Raw genomic sequence first — 18,565 nt, 5'->3', positions numbered from 1 at the left:
GCGACTACGCCGGCGGGCGCACCGGAGTCACCGGTTTCGGTAGCCGCGCGGCGTCGATGTCGGTGTGCAGCAGCATCACGTTGTAGTCGGACCATGTGCTGGCCAGGTAGTACAGGTTCTCACCCGACGACCACGGATGGATGAACGCGCCGTACACGCTCGGCACGTCCCGGCTGTCCACCAGCACCGTCGGTGCGCTCCAACCGGATTCGAGCGCGGCGGAGGTCCGCGCGACGATCGAGTTCGTCGCATCGGTGTACAGCGCTACGAACCCGCCGAGGTGCTCGTTGTAGGCGACGGACAGTTCGCTGACCGGGCCGGGGATCACGACGCCCGCGGCCTTCGGATCGCTCGGGGTCCAGGCCGCGATGCCGTCCCAGTACTCGTAGGCGATCGGGTCGAGCAGGGATTCCGGCCGAACCCGGGCCAGGTGGGCGGCGCCGTTGCGTCCGGACGGGGTGCCGAACCGGTATACCCAGCCGTCGTGTTCGATGAACGCGCCCATCTGGAAATTGGTGTTGCCGCTGAGCGGTTCGTTCAGCCGTGCCGTGAGCGGATGTACCGTCCAGGTCTCGCCGTTGTCCACCGACGAGGCGAGCGCAGAGAAGTTCGTGTGCCACTCGCCGGGTGCGCCCCAACTGCGGACCGACATGAAATCGAGGTACTGAACGCCGCCGACCGCGATGCCCGCGGTGGGGATCGTCGTCACCTCGACGCCGTTGACCTTGCGGCTCTCGATCAGTTCGCGGGCGTGATGCGGGCGATCCAGGGGGGCGCTGTCGATGCTCATGCCGTTGCCGAGGTTGCGGTCGCTGCTGCGGAACAGGATGTTGCTGCGCCAGTCTCCGACGAGTCCGCACAGCGGATTGCGGTTGAACCCGAACGTGTCTCCGAACGCCGCGAGCACCTGCCCGTTCCCGTTGTCCCACATGATGCCCAGATCGGTGCCGAGGACCGAGAACCGGGGCACGGTGTCGTTGGGGCCCATCAGCCCGGTCAGGTGCGATACCGCGGTGGTGGTGCCCTTCAGTCCGGGGAGCCGGCCGTCCTGCCCATTGAGCCAGGGGATCGGGGTCACGCCGGGTTCCGAGCTGCCGGGCAAGGCGCTGCCGGTGCCGGGCATCGCGCTTCCGGTGCCGCTGCCCGGCGGGCACGCGGCGTGCGCCGTCCCGGTCCCGCCGAGCACGAACGCGCAGGTCGCGGTCAGGGCCACGGGCAGTGCGAGAGCCAGACGCCGCCGCAGAGACGAGGGCATGGGACCTCCGGTGTGTGGAGCCACACATTCGATGCTGTGCCAACGTAACAGCAGTCACATCAGTCTCACGTGCCACTTCGGTAACGAGTAGGTCGCGGCTGGGGCGGTCAGGAACGCGACGTCGCCGGGGGATGGGCGGCCCGTACCGCGTCGACGAACCGGCGTTTCTCGGTGACATAGCGGTCCCGGAACCCGTCGAGGTCGTCGGTGCCGTCGCTCGACGCCGCGGTGAGAAAGCCGAATGTCGACTCCGCCGCGGCCAGCACCGGATCCGGCGCGGTCAACCGCATCTCGTTGACGATCGCGTCGAGATCGACGATGCCGCGCGCGATCGCCCGCAGATGCGGGTCCCCCGAGTGCAGTGCCTCGTCGAGTTCGACGTCGGCGAGCGCGGACCGGTCCAGTTCGAAGAGATGGTTGTGCACCGTGTCGGCGGTGTGCAGGAACCGCACATGCAGGGCGCGATCGGTCGCACGCAGCACCGGCGCGGGCGTCGGCTGACGGGCCGATCTCCGGCCGGCACGCGTGGCGAGCACCCCGAGCACCACGCCGACGACGAGCGCCGCCGGTGCCGCCCACCAGGGTGCGGTACCGGCGGTGAACAGATCCGACCACGACTCCATCGTCGGATGTTAGCAGCGGGAAGTACCCGTTCCGTCCGCTGTGTTCACGACGATCGCCTCATCGTCGGTCAGAGCCCGGAACTCGATGCCGTTGCGCGTCAGGTACTCGACGGCGCGGTCGCTGCCGCCGTCGTCGAGCGGTGACCCGCCGGAATGCGGCACGATCGTGAAATCCACCAGGCCCAGACCGTCCCACTGCGGTGGGATCCCGCATGTGGGCTCGACCTCGGCCGGGTCGTCGGAGAACTCGACACCGCGCAGCGTCGGCGTCACCACGCACGCCCCGGCGCTGTACCCGGCGTATGCGAGGGCCCCGGACCGGACGAGTTCGATGAGAACGGCGTCGCCGCCGGACCGCGCGAGCTGCGCCCGCAACACGAAGGTGTTGCCGCCGCGCACCCACACCGCCCCGAAGTCGGACAGCCTGGCGCGCAACGACTCCGGTGCACCGAAATGGTCGCGCAGATCCACCTCGACCGGTTCGAACCCGAGCGCGCGCAGCGGGCCGAACTCACTGATCACCGCCGACTGCCGGGCATGGGCGGGCCAGGCGTCGCCGGCGTTGGCGATCACCGCGATCGGGCCTGCCGGACCGGTCACACGGAGCAGCGCCGCCGGGTCGGCGCCGAATCGATAGGAGGACAGAAACAGGCGCATCGACGAACGGTCAGATGGTGAACGCGAGATTGTCGACGAGGCGCCGGCCGACCGTGGTGTCCCCACCGAGAGTGATCTCGTCGAGGTGATCGAACGCGCGAACGCGCCCGCCCGCCAGCCGCACGAACAGTCCCGAATCGAGGGCGATGGTGCTGGTCGCCTCGCCCGACAACTCGGGGACGAGCGCGGCCCGCCCGTGGACCTCCACGTGCAGGGTGCGGGCGAGCGGCCCCGTCAGCTCGAACGAGATTCGCGCCCCGTCCGGGGCCTTGCCCAGCTTGCCGACGACATACGCCAGCGACCCGAGGACCTCGGTGATCGCCAGTTCGGCCCGAGCGCCGCCCTCGTCGCCGGGGAGTCCGAGCGCGTCACGGAGGTCGAGTTCGTGCATCCAGCAATCGAATACGCGGATACGCATGAACCGTCCGTAGGTTGCCGGACCGACCGGAGTCTGTGCGGGGGCGTCGAACCATTCCTGCGTCATCGTCGCGAGCTGGTCGCGGCGGCGCGCAACGATCCGCCGGTATCGGTCGAGGACGTCGGCGCCGGGAGTGCCGCGCAGCGACTCCACCCACCGTTCGTTGAGTGCGCCGATCTCGTTGTGCACGTGTCCCAGGGCATGCACGTCGATGTCGACGTGCGGGGTCTGCTCACCCGCGAGGAGCGACTCGGTTCCGATCAGGTGCGCCACGATGTCCTTGACGGTCCAGCCCGGCAGCGTCGACGGGGTGAACCAGGAATCCGTGTCGAGGTCGGCGAGCAGATCGTCGATGACCGCGAACTGCTCGAACAGCAGCGAACGGATCGTCTCGACGGGGAATTCGGGGCTCGATTCGGTGGTCAACGTGGGTCCTCTGTTTCCAATCGGTCCAGTCCGGCGCGGATCAGGGCTGCGGTCGCGTCCGGGTCGTGGGGGCGGCGCCGGACGAGTCCGGTCGCCAGGCGCAGTTTGTCGCCGCTCCAGCGCGGCAGCACGTGCAGGTGGGCGTGGTCGACGGTCTGGAACGCGGCCCGGCCGTCGTTGAGCACCAGATGGGTGCCGTCGGGCGCGAGATCCGAACGGGTCAGCGCCCGCGACAGATGCTGTCCGATGCGGAACATCGCCGCGCCGTCGCCCGGGTCCAGGTCCTCGAGTCGCGCCGCGTGCGCGCGGGGCACCACGAGGACGTGGCCGCGCGAGATCGGCCGGATGTCGAGGAACGCGACGACCGTCCCGTCCTCGAACACCCGCCTCGCCGGTGCGGTGCCGGCCACTATGTCGCAGAACACGCACGCTCCCACGATCGTCACTGTAGCGCCGCGACCAGAGCGGGCAGTCCGATCGCCGCCGTCGTGCGCCACACATGGCTCGCCTGATCCGAGATCTCCGTCGGCTCGGGACCGATCTCGACGACCGGCACGCCGTGGCCGCGCGCGAGTGCCGGCAGCCCGGCCGCCGGATACACCACACCGGAGGTGCCGACGACGAGCAGCAGATCGGCGTCGGCGACAACGTCGGTCGCCGCCTGCCACGGTGCGCGGGGCAGAAGTTCGCCGAACCATACGACGCCCGGACGAACCGCACCCCCGCAGTGTGCGCACGCCGGCGGCGTCAGCTGCGCAACCGGTTCGGCCGGCGGGTCCGGGAGCTCGGCAGCGGACTCGCAGTCGGCGCAGCGCGGTGCGAACAAACTGCCGTGCAGGTGCGCGCGGACGACGCTGCCGGCCCGTTCGTGCAGATCGTCCACGTTCTGGGTGACGATGTGCACTTCGGCGGCGTGGGCCCACCGCGCCAGCGCGTGATGCCCGGCATTCGGTTCGACCTGCCGGACCAGCGCCACACGCCACTGGTACCACGCCCACACCGTCGCCGGATCGGCGTGCCACCCCTCGGGGGTCGCGAGGTAGGTGGCGTCGAACTCGGACCACAGGCCGGTCTGCGCGTCCCGGAACGTCGGGACGCCGCTCTCGGCGGACATGCCCGCACCGGTGAGGACGACGACGCGGCGCGCGGCGCGGGCCAGGTCGAGTATCTCGGACGGAACGCTCATTGCCGTGACGGTAGAGGATCGGTGCGTCCGGTGTCCCCGGTGCGACCGCAGCGCGGACACGGCTCGTCCGCGTCCTCGAGGAACAGTCCGCACTCCGGGCACACCCGGTCGAGCCAGCACACCGGGTCGCCGCCGGTGTCGTGGTCGCGCGCCGTCATCTCGCCTCCCGCAGGTGCTCGGCGAGGACCACGGCGCCGCTGTGGTCGAGGTCGTGGGTCGCGGTCAGCAGCACCAGGGGGCGTCCGTCGGCGAGGCGGTCCAGCCGGGCGACGGCGTCGCGTCCGGTTTCGGCGGTCAGCTCGCGGAGGTAGCGGGTGCGGAATTCCGAGAACAACGCGGCGTCGTGCGCGTACCACTTGCGCAGCTGCGCAGACGGCGCGAGATCCTTCGCCCACTCGTCGTAGTGGAACGCGTCCTTGCGCAGTCCGCGCGGCCACAGGCGGTCCACCAGGACACGGAATGCGTCCTCGTCCGCAGGGTGGTCGTAGACGCGTTCGACATCGACGGTGCGACGTGACATCCGGCTCCTCCTTCTTCTTGCATTCACGACCGATGGGAGAGAATTGTGAAGTGAGCTGCATCACAATTCTCGCACCGGTTCCTTGTTCGGACTCGATTCAGACAGAACCGGCCGGTTGCAGTGTTGTCGTCATCACGGTAGGTCTGGCTTGGCTCATCGGCCCGGCCCATCTCGCCGTGGCCTTGATGACGCAGCCCGCCGCTCTCGCGGTGCGGCCCTCATTCGAAGCAGGAGTCAGGGGAATTGGATACCGAAGGATTGAGCACGGGAAGTGAGGCACAGCGTCGTCCGACCGTCGGCGTCGTTCGCGAATCGAACGACGGCGAGCGTCGCGTCGCGCTGGTCCCGAAGATCGTTCCGTCTCTCATCGGCAAGGGTCTCGACGTCGTCGTCGAGCCCGGTGCCGGTGAGGCGGCGCTGATTCCCGACGAGGCCTATGCCGAAGTCGGCGCCACCCTCGGCGACGCCTGGGCTGCGGATGTCGTGGTCAAGGTGGCACCGCCGTCGGACGCCGAGGTCGCGCGGCTGCGGTCGGGACAGACCCTGGTCGGGTTCCTGGCGCCGCGCAACGCCGACAACCAGATCGGCGCGCTCACCGCGGCCGGCGTGCAGGCGTTCGCCGTCGAGTCGATCCCGCGCATCTCGCGTGCGCAGGTGATGGACGCGTTGTCGTCGCAGGCGAACGTGGCCGGTTACAAGTCGGTGCTGGTCGCCGCGTCGGAGTCGACGCGCTTCTTCCCGATGCTCACCACGGCCGCGGGCACCGTCAAGCCCGCGACCGTGCTGGTGCTCGGGGTCGGCGTCGCCGGTCTGCAGGCGCTGGCCACGGCCAAGCGTCTCGGTGGCCGCACCACGGGGTACGACGTGCGCCCCGAGGTCGCCGATCAGGTGCGGTCGGTCGGTGCGCAGTGGCTGGATCTGGGGATCGACGCGGCCGGTGAGGGTGGCTACGCCCGCGAACTCACCGACGCCGAGCGCGCCCAGCAGCAGCAGGCACTGGAGGAGGCCATCAAGGGCTTCGACGTGGTCATCACGACCGCGCTCGTCCCGGGTCGCCCCGCACCGCGTCTGGTCACCGCCGCCGCGGTCACCGGCATGAAGCCGGGCTCGGTGGTCGTCGACCTCGCCGGTGAGACCGGCGGCAACTGCGAGCTGACCGAACCCGGCCAGACCGTCGTCAAGCACGGCGTGACGATCTGCTCGCCGCTCAACCTGCCCGCGACGATGCCCGAGCACGCATCCGAGCTCTACTCGAAGAACGTCGCCGCCCTGCTCGAGCTGATGCTCGACGACAACGGCGCGCTGGCACCGGACTTCTCCGACGAGATCCTCGACGGCGCGTGCGTGACCCGCTCGAAGGAGAACGCGTAGATGTACACCGAACTGCTCGCGAACATCGCGATCCTGGTTCTTGCCGGGTTCGTCGGGTTCGCCGTCATCTCCAAGGTGCCGAACACACTGCACACGCCGCTGATGTCGGGCACCAATGCCATCCACGGCATCGTCGTGCTCGGTGCACTGGTGGTGCTCGGCCATCTGCCCGGGGACGCCCCGTGGAGCATCAAGATCATCCTGTTCGTCGCGCTGGTGTTCGGCACCCTGAACGTGGTCGGCGGCTTCGTCGTCACCGACCGCATGCTCGCGATGTTCAAGCCCAAGAAGGACGCGGTCAAGGTCTCGGCCGAGAAGAAGGGGGCTGACTCCTGATGACGTACCTCGTCACCATTCTGTACATCGTCGCGTTCGCGATGTTCATCTACGGTCTGTCGGGTCTGACGGGCCCGAAGACCGCGGTGCGCGGCAACTACATCGCCGCGGCCGGCATGGCCGTCGCCGTCGTCGCGGTGCTCATCGACATCCGGGACACCGACAACTGGGGTCTGATCGTCGGCGGCCTGGCCGTGGGCGTGATCCTCGGTGTGCCGCCGGCCCTGAAGACCAAGATGACCGCGATGCCGCAGCTGGTCGCGCTGTTCAACGGCGTGGGCGGTGGCACCGTCGCGCTGATCGCGTGGGCCGAGTTCCTCGACTCCGACGGCTTCACCACCGTCGACGCCGTGCCGTCCGTGCCGTTCATCGTCGGATCGCTGTTCGCCGCGATCATCGGTTCGGTCTCGTTCTGGGGCTCGCTCGTGGCGTTCTCCAAGCTGCAGGAACTGCTGAACAAGAACTTCGAGAAGAAGGTCGTCGCGTCCGCGAAGCTGTTCCAGCTCGCCAACATCGTCCTGGCCCTCGCGTCCATCGCGATCGCCGTGTACATCGGTGTGCAGGCCGACCCGGCCAACGACCCGACCCCGGCGATCTGGATCGTCGCGCTGCTCGTCGTCGCCGGCCTGATGGGCCTGTTCGTGGTGCTGCCGATCGGCGGCGCCGACATGCCCGTCGTCATCTCGCTGCTCAACGCCCTGACCGGTCTGTCCGCGGCCGCCGCAGGTCTGGCCCTGAACAATCAGGCGATGATCGTCGCCGGCATGATCGTCGGCGCGTCCGGTTCGATCCTGACCAACCTCATGGCCAAGGCCATGAACCGCTCCATCCCGGCGATCGTGTTCGGCTCGTTCGGTGGCGACGGCGGCTCCGGCGGCACAGTCTCCGCGACCGGCGGCACCGTCAAGGCCACCTCCGCCGCCGACGCGGCGATCCAGATGGCCTACGCCAACCAGGTCATCGTCGTCCCCGGCTACGGTCTGGCCGTCGCACAGGCACAGCACGCCGTCAAGGAGATGGCGGCAATGCTCGAGGAGCGCGGCGTCGAGGTCAAGTACGCGATCCACCCGGTCGCCGGCCGCATGCCCGGTCACATGAACGTCCTGCTCGCCGAGGCCGACGTCGCGTACGACGCGATGAAGGAGATGGACGACATCAACGGTGAGTTCTCGCGCACCGACGTCACCATCGTCATCGGCGCCAACGACGTCACCAACCCGGCCGCGCGTCAGGATTCGTCCAGCCCGATCTACGGCATGCCGATCCTCAACGTCGACCAGTCCAAGTCGGTGATCGTGCTCAAGCGGTCCATGTCCTCCGGTTACGCCGGTATCGACAACCCGCTGTTCACCGCCGACCAGACGTCGATGCTCTTCGGCGACGCGAAGAAGATGGTCTCCGAGGTCACCGAGGAACTGAAGGTCCTCTGACCCGCATCCACCGTCAGGGGCGCCCGCGCACATTCGCTGCGCGGGCGCCCTCGCGTACGTGCGGGGCCAGTGCCGCCGCACCCAGCACACACGCCAAGGGCACCGCCATCGCCGCCGTCAGCGACGTCGCCTCCGACAACCAGCCGATGCACACCGGGCCTGCCAGGAAGCCGATGTAGCCCATCCCGACGACCCGCGACATGTTCGCCCCCGGTGATCCGGTGGTCAGGTTCCCTGCGGCGGTGAACAATTGCGGAACCGCCCCGGCGAGCCCCGCACCGAACAACCCCCACCCGGCCAGGGTCAGCGGCAGCCACGGCGAGGCGATCACCGTGACCATGCCGACGGCGGCGACCAGCGCGCCGTACCGCACCAACGCCACCGGGCCGATCCGGGCGCCGATCCGGTCCGCGGTGAACCGGCCGATCGTCATCGTCGTCGAGAACACCCCGAACGCGAGGGCCGCCACCGAATCCGGGCTGCCCAGATGTTCCTTGACCTGCAGGGCACTCCAATCGTTGGCGACGCCCTCGCACAACATCAGCATGAACGCCAGCCCGCCGAGCAGCAGCACCCGTCGCGAATACCCGCCGCGCGGTGCCGCATCGCCGGGATGATGCCGCTGCGGCACCCGAACCAGCTGCCCGGCCGCGACCGCGACCACCGCCAGGCCCACCGCGCCCGCGAGCGCCAGTGACACCGCCGGAGCCCACCCGGCCGCGAGCGTTCCCGCCCCGGCCAGCGATCCGGCGACCCCGCCGACGGAGAACAGTCCGTGGAACGCCGCCATGATCGGCCGCCGGTAGCGCTGTTCGACGACGACCGCCTGCGAGTTCATCGACACGTCCAGGGCTCCGTTCGCGAACCCGAACAGCACCAGAGCGACCGCGAGCTGCCACGGCTGCGACGCCAGCCCGGGGCCGACCGTCGTGAGCGCCAGGGCGCTCGCGGCGATCGTGGTGGTGCGGTCGCTGCCGAACCGGTCGGCGAGCCGCCCGGTCGCCTGCATGCCACCGATCGCGCCGACGGCGAGCATCAACAGCAGGGTGCCCAGTGCCGCGTTGCCGATCCCGGCGCGCTGCTGCACCGCGGGAATGTGTACCACCCACATCGCGAGCAGGAACCCGTTGATCCCGAACACGGCGAAGACGGCGGCTCGAGCACGGCGGTGGGCAGGAGCGGTCACGGCACCCGACGCTACCGCCACCGGGACGGGTTCCTTCCCGTGCCGGGTCAGCGTCCGAGCAGGGCGGGCACCGGATCGCCGAGGACACCGCCGATCGCCGCGAGCGCCCGTCCGGCCTGCTCGCCGTCGACGAGCCGGTGGTCGAACGACATCGCCAGTGTGACCACGTCGCGCACCGCGAGCGCGTCGTCGACCACCCACGGCCGCGGCGCGATCGCCCCGACCGCGAGGATCGCCGCCTCGCCCGGCACGAGGATCGGGGTGCCGGTGTCCACACCGAACACCCCGACATTCGTGATCGAGATCGTGCCGCCGGTCAGGTCGGCGGGGGTCGCGCGCCCGGCGCGCGCGGTCGCGGTGACAGTGGCGATCGCCCCGGCCAGCTCCGGCAGCGACAGGATGTCCGCGTCCCGGATCACCGGAACCATCAAGCCCTCGCCGGTGGCGGTCGCAATGCCCAGGTTCACGTGGCCGGGGGTCACGATCTCCCCGGCATCCTGATCCCATGCCGCATGGAGAACCGGCTGGTCCGCGACCGCGTGCAGCAACGCCGCAGCCACGATCGTCAGGGCGGTCGGGTGCCGGTCCGCGAACGACGGATGCGCGCGCAGCCGCTCGACGAGGTCGACGGTCGCGGTGACGTCGCACGTGAGGAACACGGTCGCATGCGGCGCGGTGAACGCACTGCGCGTCACGGCCTCGGCGGTGCGCTTGCGCACCCCGGCGATCGGCACCCGCGTTTCGTGTCCGGGTTCGGTTCGTGCGCCGAGGTCGGCGGCGCGCCGGACATCCGAACGGGTGACGACCCCGCCGTTGCCGGTTCCGGCCACGGCGGTCAGGTCGATGCCGAGGCGTCTGGCCTCGCGCCGCGCCGACGGTTTCGCATCGGGGCGGTGCGGCTCGGTGTGCAGGTGCGGCGCGCTGTGCCCGCCCGTCGACGGCTCGGCCGGCGCCGGGGTCCGAGCAGCGCGTCTGCTCACCGGTGCGGCGCCGGGACCGTATCCGACGAGCACCGGGGTCGGCGGTGCGGTGGCGGTGTCGTGGAGGTCCGGGGTGCCGTGGGGGCCTTCGGTGGTCACCGCGATCCGGATGATCGGTGTCCCGACCGGCACCGTCGTGCCGGGCTCGGCGAGCAGTTCGGCCACCGTCCCGGCGAACGGTGACGGCAACTCCACCATCGCCTTCGCCGTTTCCACCTCCGCGACGACCTGGTTGAGCTCGACGCGGTCGCCGACGTCGACTCTCCAGGACACGAGGTCCGCCTCGGTCAAACCCTCACCGAGATCCGGCATACGGAATTCCTTGACGGACTGTCCCATTCGACGTTCCCTTCAGGCCGCGAGGCTGCGGTCGACGGCATCGAGGATGCGGTCGGGGTCCGGCAGGTGGTGCGCCTCCAGCTTCGCCGGCGGATACGGGATGTCGAATCCGCCGACCCGCAGCACCGGTGATTCCAGCTGATAGAAGCACCGTTCGGCGATCTGCGCGGCGATTTCGGCGCCGAGCCCGCAATTCACCGGGGCTTCCTGTGCGACCACGAGCCGGCCGGTGCGGCGCACCGACTCCTCGATCGTGTCGACGTCGAGGGGAGACAGCGATCGCAGATCGACCACCTCGAGCGAATGTCCTTCGCACGCAGCGATGTCCGCGGCCTGCAAGGCGGTCGTCAGCATTGAGCCGAACGTCACGAGCGTGACGTCGGTTCCCGGCCGGGTGATGCGCGCCCGGTCCAGGGGCAGCTCCGGCGGGGTGTCGAGATCGACCTCGCCGCGATCCCAGTACCGGTGTTTCGGCTCGAGGAAGATCACCGGATCGTCCAGCGCCACGGCCTGCTGGATCATCCAGTAGGCATCCGACGAGGTGCCCGGGCTCACCACCCGCAGGCCCGCGGTGTGTGCGAAATACACCTCAGGGGATTCCGAATGATGTTCGACGGCACCGATACCGCCGCCGTAGGGGATGCGGATCGTCAACGGCGCGGTCACCGCGCCCGCGGTGCGATAGTGGATCTTCGCTACCTGCGAGACGATCTGGTCGAACGCCGGATAGACGAATCCGTCGAACTGGATTTCGCACACCGGGCGGTATCCGCGCAGCGCCATGCCGAAAGCCGTTCCTACGATGCCGGATTCGGCGAGCGGGGTGTCGAAGACGCGGTTGTCGCCGAAGTCCTTCTGGAGCGTGTCGGTGACGCGGAAGACGCCGCCGAGCCGGCCGACGTCCTCACCCATGATCACGACCTTGCGGTCGTGTTCGAGCGCGCGGCGCAGTCCGGCATTGAGGGCAGCGCCCAGAGCCATCGTGGTGGTGGTCATGACCGAGCCTCCTCGTGCGATGCGGTGCCGAACCCGGCGAGATACTCGGCGTAGCGGGCGCGTTCGCCGGAGAGCACCGGGTGGTCGGTGGCGTAGACGTGATCGAACATCATGAGCGGATCGGGGTCGGGAGCGCTCAGGGCGCCGGTGCGCAGGCGGTCCGCAGCGTCGTCCGCGGCAGCCTGAACCGCGGCGAGATAGGGCTCGTCGGCGAGACCTTCGCGATCGAGCAGCCGCCGCACGCGGGTCAGCGGATCGCGGGCTTTCCATTCCTCCAGTTCGGCGGGGGTGCGGTAACGGGTGGGGTCGTCGGAGGTGGTGTGCGGGCCCATCCGGTAGGTGAGGGCCTCGACGAACGTCGGGCCGGCACCGTCGCGGGCGCGACGTGCGGCCTGCCGGGTCACCGCCAGGACCGCCAGGACGTCGTTGCCGTCGACCTGGACGGACGGCATGCCGAATCCGGCGGCGCGGTGGGCGAGTGCCACCGGGCTCTGCACCCGCACGGGTGCGCTGATCGCCCAGTGGTTGTTCTGGCAGAAGAACACCACCCCGGCGCTCCAGCTCACCGCGAATCCGAGGGCCTCGGAGATGTCGCCCTGGCTGGTGGCGCCGTCACCGAAGTAGGCGACCGTCGCGATCTCGGCCCCGTCGAGGTGGGCGCCCATCGCATATCCGGTGGCATGCAGGCCCTGCGAGCCGACGACGATCGCCGGGTTGGTGGTGTTGACGGTCGACGGATCCCAGCCGGAATGCGTGCAACCCCGCCACATCCGTGTCATGTCCGCCGGGTCGACGCCGCGGCACCAGGCGACGCCGTGCTCGCGGTAGCTGGTGAAGACGTAGTCGTCCGGTTCGAGCGCGTGCGCGGACCCGACCTGTGCGGCTTCCTGCCCGAGCAACGGAGCCCAGAGGCCGAGTTCGCCCTGGCGCTGCAGGGCGGTGGCTTCGGTGTCGATGCGGCGCACGACGACGAGGTCGCGGTAGAGGGTGCGCAGACGCTCGGGGCCGACATCGGCGACGAGCGCGGAATACTCCGGGTTGTGAACCCGTCGGCCGTCCGGCTGGATCAGCTGGACCGGATAGGCAATCTTGTCGACCACCGTGACCACCTCGTTCGGGTCGGCCCGGGCGCCCTTGTGGGACAACCCCCGGACATACCTGTGTTGTACTTCACATCATCCACGTCGGGGACAGCTGCGCAATCGAATCGAACGGGACTGTGCGGATCGCACGGTTCGTGGGGGCACGGCGGTGTCATACTGCGGAACATGACCAGTCTGGACGCGACCGACGCGCGGCTGCTACTCGAGCTGGCCCGCACGCCGCGGGCCACCGGGGTGGAGCTGGCGGCGAGGCTCGGCTTGTCGCGCAACACCGTGCAGGCGCGCCTCGCGCGCTGGGAGGCGGACGGTGTGCTCGCGTCGTTCGAGCGGCGCGTCGATCCGCGCGCGCTGGGTTACCCGCTCGCCGCGTACGTCGCGACGAAGGTCGATCAGCACCGGCTCGACAGCGTCGTCGCGGCGCTGGCGGAGATCCCGGAGGTCACCGAGGTCTACGGGATGACGGGGCAGACGGACCTGTCGGTGAAGGTGGTCGCGACCGACGCGGACGATCTGTATCGGCTGGCCGGGCAGATCCTCGAGATCCCCGGGGTCGAGCGCACCAACATGGCGCTGGTGATGAGGGAACTGGTGGCGCAGCGCACCGCGCCCCTGCTGCGGCTGTTGTCGCAGCAGGGGCGCGGCGTGCCGCAGCAGTGACGCGGTGTGCGGCGTGCCGCAGCAGTGACGCGGTGTGCGGCGTGCCGCAGCAGGGACGCGGTGCGGAGTGCTCAGAGGATCTCGTAGATGGTGGCGTTGGCGGTGCCGCCGCCCTCGCACATCGTCTGCAGGCCGTAGCGGCCACCGGTGCGGCGCAGGTGGTGGATCAGCGTCGCGGCGAGGCGGCCGCCGGAGCCGCCGAGCGGGTGACCGAGCGCAATCGCGCCGCCGAGCGGATTCAGCTTCTCGATCGAGGCACCGGTCTCGCGCAACCAGGACAGCGGCACCGACGCGAACGCCTCGTTGACCTCGAATGCGTCGATGTCGTCGATCGACAGGCCCGACTTCTTCAGGGCCAGGGCCGTCGCGGGGATGGGGCCGGTGAGCATCTTGACCGGGTCGTCGCCGGTGACGACGGCGGTGTGGACACGGGCGAGCGGGGTCAGGCCCAGGGCCTTCGCCTTCTCCGAGGTGGTCACGAGCAGGCCGGACGCGCCGTCGGAGATCTGCGAGGCGTTCCCTGCGGTGACGACACCGTTTTCGCGGAACGGGGCCTTGAGGCCGGCGAGCTTCTCGACGGAGGAGCCGCGGCGCACGCCTTCGTCGGTATCGATCACGGTGCCGTCGGCCAGGGTGACCGCGGCGATCTCGTCGGCGAACAGGCCCTCGTCCTGGGCGCGGGCGGCACGCTCGTGCGACTGCACGGAGTACTCGTCGAGCTCGGTTCGGGAGATACCCCACTGCTCGGCGATGATCTCGGCGCCAACGCCCTGGTTGAATCGGCCGTTGAAGCCGGGGGCGGTGAGCTCGTCGGCGTAGCGGTCGCGCGCGGGTCCGCCCATCTGGCCGGTGCCTTCGGGCGCGGAGGAGCCGAACGGGATGGCGGACATGATCTCGACGCCACCGGCGACGATGAGGTCGGCCTGGCCGGAGATCACGGCGGCGGCGGCGGTGGACACGGCCTGCTGCGACGAGCCGCACTGGCGGTCGAGGGTGAAGCCGGGGACGGATTCGGGCCAGCCGGCGCCGAGGACGGCCATGCGGCCGATGTTGCCGGACTGCATGCCCACCGACTGGACGGTGCCCCAGTGCACGTCGTCGACGAGGGCCGGGTCGATTCCGCTCCGCTCCGCGATCGTGCGCAGGATGTGGGCGGACAGCTCGACGGCGTGGACGCCGGACAATCCACCGCCACGCTTGCCGATGGGGGTGCGTACGGCCTCGACGATTACTGCGTCACGCATGTCTTCGGATCACTTCCTCTCGATGGAACTGCCAGTGCCGAGGAGTGTAATCCGTTAGATGAATATTCTGCCAAGCGGATGCTTGGTTACGGGATTCGGAGATCAGGGCCCCGGGCGCTCCGGAGCCCCTTTGACGAGCTGGATCACGGCTTTACGGATCTCGTCGGGGATCGGAACCGGCCGGCGGGTGCGCGCGTCGACGTAGACGTGTACGAAGCGACCGGTGGCCGCCGGGGTCAGCGTTCCGTCCGTCCCCTCACGGAAGATCGCCAGCTGATAGGTGATGCTGCGGGTACCCAGGCGGTCGACGGCGATGCCCACCTGCAACCGATCGGGAAACGACAGCTCCGCAAGGTAACGACAGGACGTCTCGGCAACGACACCGAGAGCCTCGAGCTCGCGGATGTCCACACCGGTCGTCGCCATGAGCCAGCCGTTGACCGCGGAGTCGAAGTACGAGTAGTAGGTGACGTTGTTGACGTGGCCGTAGTGGTCGTTGTCCGCCCAGCGCGTCTGCATCGGCCACAGTGCCGGGAAGCGGGCCGGGTCGGGCTGCGCGTCAGGGGTCGTCGGCTGGCGGTTGGTCACTAGATCATTGTGGCAGGAAGCACCGGACTTCACCTGAAGAAGAACGTCGAGGCTCGTCCGGGCCGAATCGTTACCGCTCCACAACCTTTCCCGCATCCCGATTCGACCGTCCGAACGACAGGACCACGCGGCCGCGAGACCCGCCACCGGCGCCGAGAAGGCGGGCACGCTGCCGCGACGAGGGACGTCACGATCGCGGCTTCGCGTCCGTCGGGGTCGCGCAACGACCATGCGGGCGCACGCGAGGGTTGCCTGGTGTGCGAGATCGGCGACCGTCTCGCGGACGCCGGCCGAGATCTTCGCCGGCGCGGCGCGGCGGCGGCAAACCGGCGCAGGATCGACCGGTGCAGCTCAATATTTTCTTAGACTGAGTAAATCTGTATTTTCTTAGGGTGAATAAATTATGGGGTTCGCAGCTCCAGCGGCAATTCTTGCGCTGGGTTGCGTCCTGGCTTCTCCCGGAACCGTCTCCGCGGATCCGGTTGCGCCGGTCGTGTCGCAGTGCGCGCTCGGCGCCTCCGGAACCGCGCAGCACCGTCTCGTCGAGCTCACCGACCCCGCCGGTATCGACTCGTACGGCACCGCCCGCGACCGCATCGCGCAACTGCGCGAGCTGCTCGTCCCCAGCGGCGACTATCGGGGCACGTTCGTGCTGGCGTTCGACGAAATCCTCGAACTGACAGGGCCGACGCTCACCGCCGGCATCTACGACGATCCGCAATGGGCGAGCGACCTGGCCGTCGAGGTCGTGCGCCTGTATATGGCGAACCTGCACGAGTACGTCACCGGTGGAACCCCGGCGCCGCACTGGGCCGACGCGTTCGCGCTGACCGAGCAGTGCGAGCGCAGTCCCGGCCGGGTGCTGACCGGGGCGATCGTCGCGCATCTGGTCACCGACTTCCCCGAAGCACTCGTCACCATCGGATCCGGCGTCGAGAACACCGCCGACTTCTACAGGTTCGGTGAGGCCCTCGTCGCCGCGGCACCACGTATCGCCGAGGAGTTCGAAGCCGTCTACGGAACCGATCTGGGACCGTTCTTCACCGGCTGGTTCGTCGGGGACCTGGTCGGCGCCGAGGAAACCACCACACTGATGTTCCAGTCCGCTCGAACGGTCGCGTGGGTCAACAACTTCGGTCTCCAGAATCCCGCGACCCGCGATGCGACGCGTGTCGAAATGCAGCTCGCCACTGCCGCAGCCGGCAAGGCGCTCGATCTGCTCGAGGCCGCCGGGACGATCTGAACCCGCCGATCGGTGGGCGTCTCCCGGGGATCCGGCTACGGCCGGCCGGAAGCGAGCGGGAACGAGCACGTCCTTGTGCCGAAGGCCCGGGCGCTCGGCGCACAACCGAAACCGGCCTCGTCAGGAGCGGGAGAACTCCGACGCCCGGCGCACCTGCTCGGGTGTCGGGGTCACGCCCGTATACAACGCGAACTGCAGCGCCGCCTGCAGCGCGATCACCTCGGCGCCGGTGATGACCGTGTGACCGTGGGCGCGTCCCGCCCGGATCAGCGGGGTTTCGGGCGGCGTCGCCACCGCGTCGAAGATCACCGTCGCCGCCTCGACCGCGGCGGGCGGGAACGGCAGCGCCTCGGCGTCGGGACCGCCCGCCATGCCGATCGGGGTCGCATTGATCAGCACGGCGGGGGAGGAGTCGGCGAGATCGGCGCGCCAGGCGAATCCGTACCGGTCGGCGAGCGCGCGGCCGGCGGGCTCGTTCCGGGCGAGCACGGTCGCGTCGGTGAAGCCGTGCGCGCGCACCGCCGCGACCACCGCCTTGGCCATCCCACCGCTGCCCGCGACCGCGACCGGTAGGGCCGGATCGACCGCGTGATCGCGGAGCAGATCCAGCACCGCCTGGAAGTCGGTGTTGTAGGCGTGCAGGACCCCGTCCTCGTTGACGACGGTGTTGACCGAATCGATCGCCCGCGCCGACCCGTGCATCACATCGACGAGCGGGATGACCTTCTCCTTGAACGGCATCGACACACCGGCACCCCGGATGCCGAGCCCGCGGATGCCCGCGACCGCGGCCTCGATGTCGGTGGGCGCGAACGCTTTGTACACGTAGTCCAGCCCGAGCTCGTCGTACAGGTAGTTGTGGAACCGGGTGCCGATGTTGCTGGGCCGGCCCGACAGCGAGATGCACAACCGGGTGTCCTTGGTGATCCGCGAAACCATGACCACCAACCTAATCTAGGGCTGGCGGTCTACTCCGGCACCTCGATACGTTGCGCGACATCGTCGGCGATCTGGGAAGCGGCGCCACGAGTGATCCGGTGGAGCAGCCGGCCGGGTGCTTCCACGGGCAGGGACCCGGGCCGGATGCCGCCGAAGCGGGGCCCGCTCCGGGCTGGAGGATCGCCCGGCCGGGGGTTATGTGGTGACCGATTCGGTGCACACGGTGAAGCGTCGCTCGGGGTAGGTGTAGCCGCCGTCGGAGCAGCCGGCGACGTCGGTGGTGTCTTCGAGGATGGCGGTGACGCGCTCGACGTTGGTCGCGGCCGGGTCGGTGCAGTCGACACGGTGTGGGTCGTCAGTGCCGGTGGGAATGCTCATGCATCCGTCGAGCACCCAGTCGATGTCCAGACACAGCGCGCCTTGTTCGGTGCCGTTGAGGCTTTCGTAGTACACCTGGTCGGCGTCGGTGGGGCATTGGGTGTTCTGTTCGGCCTTGGCGATCACCCGGTAGTTCGACTCGGGACTGCCGCACACCGCTTCGTCGATGGTGGCTGCGCTCATCGTCCCGCCGAGGGCGACGCAGTCGCCGACGGTGACGTCGATGTCGGTGGCACCTCCCTGGTCGATGCCCTGCTGCCCGGCGATGGTCGATGTCGCGGCCGCGCCGGTCGACGAGACCGGTGTCGCCTCGTCGGTGTCGCTCACGCATCCGGCGGCGAACAGCACCGCGGCACCGACGGCCGCGGCGGTTACCGTCTTCACCGCAGCGGCCCGGATCGCTCGGCATCGGAAGGTGTCGTGCATGTGGTGTCCTCACTGTGGGATCGGGGCGCGGGTGCTCCCGCCTCGGCCCCCGGCAGGAGGCCGCGGTGGATTCTGACCGAAATGGTCGAAAAGGGGAAATTGGGCACCTCGGTCCCGACGCCGGATACCTGAGACTGGACGGTGTGAGCGTGTCGTAGAACGCGAGAGCCCCTGCCGGGCAGGAGAATTTGAGTTGCCACTGTCCGCTGGAAGAGGCCATCGGAAGCCGGTCCGCCACCGCGAGCAGGTCGACACCAGTTTAGC

At 69.4% G+C, this 18,565-nt stretch carries 21 protein-coding genes; 5 read left to right on the top strand and 16 right to left on the bottom strand.

The window, feature by feature from the left end:
* Positions 1-4: 4 nt before the first annotated feature.
* The 8 genes from RZ1_RS14300 to RZ1_RS14270 all read right to left on the bottom strand — a co-directional run bounded on the left by RZ1_RS14300 (position 5) and on the right by RZ1_RS14270 (position 5,085).
* A complete protein-coding gene (locus RZ1_RS14300; RefSeq protein ID WP_083583697.1) occupies positions 5-1,255 on the bottom strand; it encodes a glycoside hydrolase family 183 protein in 1,251 nt (416 codons plus the stop codon).
* A gap of 107 nt (positions 1,256-1,362) precedes the next feature.
* On the bottom strand, positions 1,363-1,878 hold the full coding sequence (locus RZ1_RS14295; RefSeq protein WP_072812829.1) for a hypothetical protein: 516 nt from the start codon (positions 1,876-1,878) through the stop codon (positions 1,363-1,365).
* Between the two features lie 9 nt (positions 1,879-1,887).
* On the bottom strand, positions 1,888-2,535 hold the full coding sequence (locus RZ1_RS14290; protein ID WP_072812828.1) for a Type 1 glutamine amidotransferase-like domain-containing protein: 648 nt from the start codon (positions 2,533-2,535) through the stop codon (positions 1,888-1,890).
* Positions 2,536-2,545: 10 nt separating this feature from the next.
* Positions 2,546-3,379 carry a maleylpyruvate isomerase family mycothiol-dependent enzyme gene (locus RZ1_RS30025; RefSeq protein ID WP_072812826.1) on the bottom strand — a complete coding sequence of 278 codons (834 nt, stop codon included), beginning with the start codon at positions 3,377-3,379 and terminating at the stop codon, positions 2,546-2,548.
* Positions 3,376-3,816, bottom strand: a complete 441-nt coding sequence (locus tag RZ1_RS30870; RefSeq protein ID WP_072812974.1) for an HIT family protein — start codon at positions 3,814-3,816, stop codon at positions 3,376-3,378. Before RZ1_RS30870 ends, RZ1_RS30025 begins: the two co-directional genes overlap by 4 nt.
* A gap of 5 nt (positions 3,817-3,821) precedes the next feature.
* Entirely contained in the window at positions 3,822-4,565 is a 744-nt protein-coding gene (locus RZ1_RS30865) for an SIR2 family NAD-dependent protein deacylase (protein ID WP_072812825.1), read from the bottom strand.
* Entirely contained in the window at positions 4,562-4,723 is a 162-nt protein-coding gene (locus RZ1_RS30545; RefSeq protein ID WP_169917963.1) for a hypothetical protein, read from the bottom strand. The genes RZ1_RS30865 and RZ1_RS30545 overlap by 4 nt, the downstream gene beginning before the upstream one ends.
* Positions 4,720-5,085: a DUF488 domain-containing protein gene (locus RZ1_RS14270; protein WP_072812823.1), complete on the bottom strand. Its 366-nt coding sequence runs from the start codon at positions 5,083-5,085 to the stop codon at positions 4,720-4,722. Before RZ1_RS14270 ends, RZ1_RS30545 begins: the two co-directional genes overlap by 4 nt.
* 243 nt (positions 5,086-5,328) lie before the next feature.
* Between RZ1_RS14270 and RZ1_RS14265 the strand changes: the two genes are divergently transcribed.
* From RZ1_RS14265 to RZ1_RS14255, 3 genes are read left to right on the top strand one after another with little or no spacing between them, the layout of a single operon-like run.
* Positions 5,329-6,456 carry a Re/Si-specific NAD(P)(+) transhydrogenase subunit alpha gene (locus RZ1_RS14265; RefSeq protein WP_072812822.1) on the top strand — a complete coding sequence of 376 codons (1,128 nt, stop codon included), beginning with the start codon at positions 5,329-5,331 and terminating at the stop codon, positions 6,454-6,456.
* Positions 6,457-6,792 carry an NAD(P) transhydrogenase subunit alpha part 2 gene (locus RZ1_RS14260; RefSeq protein WP_072812820.1) on the top strand — a complete coding sequence of 112 codons (336 nt, stop codon included), beginning with the start codon at positions 6,457-6,459 and terminating at the stop codon, positions 6,790-6,792.
* Entirely contained in the window at positions 6,792-8,222 is a 1,431-nt protein-coding gene (locus tag RZ1_RS14255) for an NAD(P)(+) transhydrogenase (Re/Si-specific) subunit beta (protein ID WP_072812817.1), read from the top strand. Before RZ1_RS14260 ends, RZ1_RS14255 begins: the two co-directional genes overlap by 1 nt.
* Before the next feature lie 13 nt (positions 8,223-8,235).
* Here the strand turns inward: RZ1_RS14255 and RZ1_RS14250 are convergent, their stop codons facing one another.
* The 4 genes from RZ1_RS14250 to pdhA are packed head-to-tail and all read right to left on the bottom strand — an operon-like array spanning position 8,236 to position 12,823.
* Entirely contained in the window at positions 8,236-9,408 is a 1,173-nt protein-coding gene (locus RZ1_RS14250) for an MFS transporter (RefSeq protein WP_169917959.1), read from the bottom strand.
* A 47-nt stretch (positions 9,409-9,455) separates the two neighbouring features.
* Positions 9,456-10,727: a dihydrolipoamide acetyltransferase family protein gene (locus RZ1_RS14245; protein ID WP_072812816.1), complete on the bottom strand. Its 1,272-nt coding sequence runs from the start codon at positions 10,725-10,727 to the stop codon at positions 9,456-9,458.
* A gap of 12 nt (positions 10,728-10,739) precedes the next feature.
* A complete protein-coding gene (locus RZ1_RS14240; protein WP_072812814.1) occupies positions 10,740-11,723 on the bottom strand; it encodes an alpha-ketoacid dehydrogenase subunit beta in 984 nt (327 codons plus the stop codon).
* Positions 11,720-12,823 carry a pyruvate dehydrogenase (acetyl-transferring) E1 component subunit alpha gene (gene pdhA / locus RZ1_RS14235; protein WP_072812970.1) on the bottom strand — a complete coding sequence of 368 codons (1,104 nt, stop codon included), beginning with the start codon at positions 12,821-12,823 and terminating at the stop codon, positions 11,720-11,722. Before pdhA ends, RZ1_RS14240 begins: the two co-directional genes overlap by 4 nt.
* Before the next feature lie 168 nt (positions 12,824-12,991).
* Between pdhA and RZ1_RS14230 the strand changes: the two genes are divergently transcribed.
* Positions 12,992-13,483 (top strand): Lrp/AsnC family transcriptional regulator, encoded by a 492-nt coding sequence (locus tag RZ1_RS14230; RefSeq protein ID WP_072812812.1) that lies wholly within the window; start codon positions 12,992-12,994, stop codon positions 13,481-13,483.
* Positions 13,484-13,554: 71 nt separating this feature from the next.
* On the opposite strand, the gene RZ1_RS14225 is transcribed toward RZ1_RS14230, so the two are convergent.
* Both RZ1_RS14225 and RZ1_RS14220 read right to left on the bottom strand, forming a co-directional pair.
* Positions 13,555-14,727 (bottom strand): thiolase family protein, encoded by a 1,173-nt coding sequence (locus RZ1_RS14225; RefSeq protein WP_072812810.1) that lies wholly within the window; start codon positions 14,725-14,727, stop codon positions 13,555-13,557.
* A 102-nt stretch (positions 14,728-14,829) separates the two neighbouring features.
* Positions 14,830-15,315 (bottom strand): acyl-CoA thioesterase, encoded by a 486-nt coding sequence (locus RZ1_RS14220; protein WP_072812808.1) that lies wholly within the window; start codon positions 15,313-15,315, stop codon positions 14,830-14,832.
* A gap of 403 nt (positions 15,316-15,718) precedes the next feature.
* On the opposite strand from RZ1_RS14220, the gene RZ1_RS14215 reads away from it, so the two are divergent.
* On the top strand, positions 15,719-16,558 hold the full coding sequence (locus RZ1_RS14215) for a DUF5995 family protein (protein ID WP_072812806.1): 840 nt from the start codon (positions 15,719-15,721) through the stop codon (positions 16,556-16,558).
* Between the two features lie 120 nt (positions 16,559-16,678).
* Here the strand turns inward: RZ1_RS14215 and RZ1_RS14210 are convergent, their stop codons facing one another.
* Together RZ1_RS14210 and lppU are read right to left on the bottom strand one after the other, a co-directional pair.
* On the bottom strand, positions 16,679-17,497 hold the full coding sequence (locus RZ1_RS14210; RefSeq protein ID WP_072812968.1) for a shikimate 5-dehydrogenase: 819 nt from the start codon (positions 17,495-17,497) through the stop codon (positions 16,679-16,681).
* Positions 17,498-17,692: 195 nt separating this feature from the next.
* Positions 17,693-18,301 carry an LppU family putative lipoprotein gene (gene lppU / locus RZ1_RS14205; protein ID WP_072812804.1) on the bottom strand — a complete coding sequence of 203 codons (609 nt, stop codon included), beginning with the start codon at positions 18,299-18,301 and terminating at the stop codon, positions 17,693-17,695.
* Between the last annotated feature and the right edge of the window lie 264 nt (positions 18,302-18,565).

It is taken from the genome of Rhodococcus zopfii NBRC 100606 = JCM 9919 (assembly GCF_001895025.1).
GTDB classification, from domain to species: Bacteria; Actinomycetota; Actinomycetes; order Mycobacteriales; family Mycobacteriaceae; genus Rhodococcus; species Rhodococcus zopfii.
Note: the sequence above shows the minus strand (reverse complement) of the source record. Positions and strands in the feature narration are given on the sequence as shown.

What these genes read in the sequence shown, in the direction of transcription:
- RZ1_RS14300 (WP_083583697.1), bottom strand. Translation starts at nt 1,255, where the DNA reads ATGCCCTCGTCTCTGCGGCGGCGTCTGGCTCTCGCACTGCCCGTGGCC.
- RZ1_RS14295 (WP_072812829.1), bottom strand. Translation starts at nt 1,878, where the DNA reads ATGGAGTCGTGGTCGGATCTGTTCACCGCCGGTACCGCACCCTGGTGG.
- RZ1_RS14290 (WP_072812828.1), bottom strand. Translation starts at nt 2,535, where the DNA reads ATGCGCCTGTTTCTGTCCTCCTATCGATTCGGCGCCGACCCGGCGGCG.
- RZ1_RS30865 (WP_072812825.1), bottom strand. Translation starts at nt 4,565, where the DNA reads ATGAGCGTTCCGTCCGAGATACTCGACCTGGCCCGCGCCGCGCGCCGC.
- RZ1_RS30545 (WP_169917963.1), bottom strand. Translation starts at nt 4,723, where the DNA reads ATGACGGCGCGCGACCACGACACCGGCGGCGACCCGGTGTGCTGGCTC.
- RZ1_RS14270 (WP_072812823.1), bottom strand. Translation starts at nt 5,085, where the DNA reads ATGTCACGTCGCACCGTCGATGTCGAACGCGTCTACGACCACCCTGCG.
- RZ1_RS14260 (WP_072812820.1), top strand. Translation starts at nt 6,457, where the DNA reads ATGTACACCGAACTGCTCGCGAACATCGCGATCCTGGTTCTTGCCGGG.
- RZ1_RS14255 (WP_072812817.1), top strand. Translation starts at nt 6,792, where the DNA reads ATGACGTACCTCGTCACCATTCTGTACATCGTCGCGTTCGCGATGTTC.
- RZ1_RS14245 (WP_072812816.1), bottom strand. Translation starts at nt 10,727, where the DNA reads ATGGGACAGTCCGTCAAGGAATTCCGTATGCCGGATCTCGGTGAGGGT.
- RZ1_RS14240 (WP_072812814.1), bottom strand. Translation starts at nt 11,723, where the DNA reads ATGACCACCACCACGATGGCTCTGGGCGCTGCCCTCAATGCCGGACTG.
- RZ1_RS14230 (WP_072812812.1), top strand. Translation starts at nt 12,992, where the DNA reads ATGACCAGTCTGGACGCGACCGACGCGCGGCTGCTACTCGAGCTGGCC.
- RZ1_RS14225 (WP_072812810.1), bottom strand. Translation starts at nt 14,727, where the DNA reads ATGCGTGACGCAGTAATCGTCGAGGCCGTACGCACCCCCATCGGCAAG.
- RZ1_RS14215 (WP_072812806.1), top strand. Translation starts at nt 15,719, where the DNA reads ATGGGGTTCGCAGCTCCAGCGGCAATTCTTGCGCTGGGTTGCGTCCTG.
- RZ1_RS14210 (WP_072812968.1), bottom strand. Translation starts at nt 17,497, where the DNA reads ATGGTTTCGCGGATCACCAAGGACACCCGGTTGTGCATCTCGCTGTCG.
- lppU (WP_072812804.1), bottom strand. Translation starts at nt 18,301, where the DNA reads ATGCACGACACCTTCCGATGCCGAGCGATCCGGGCCGCTGCGGTGAAG.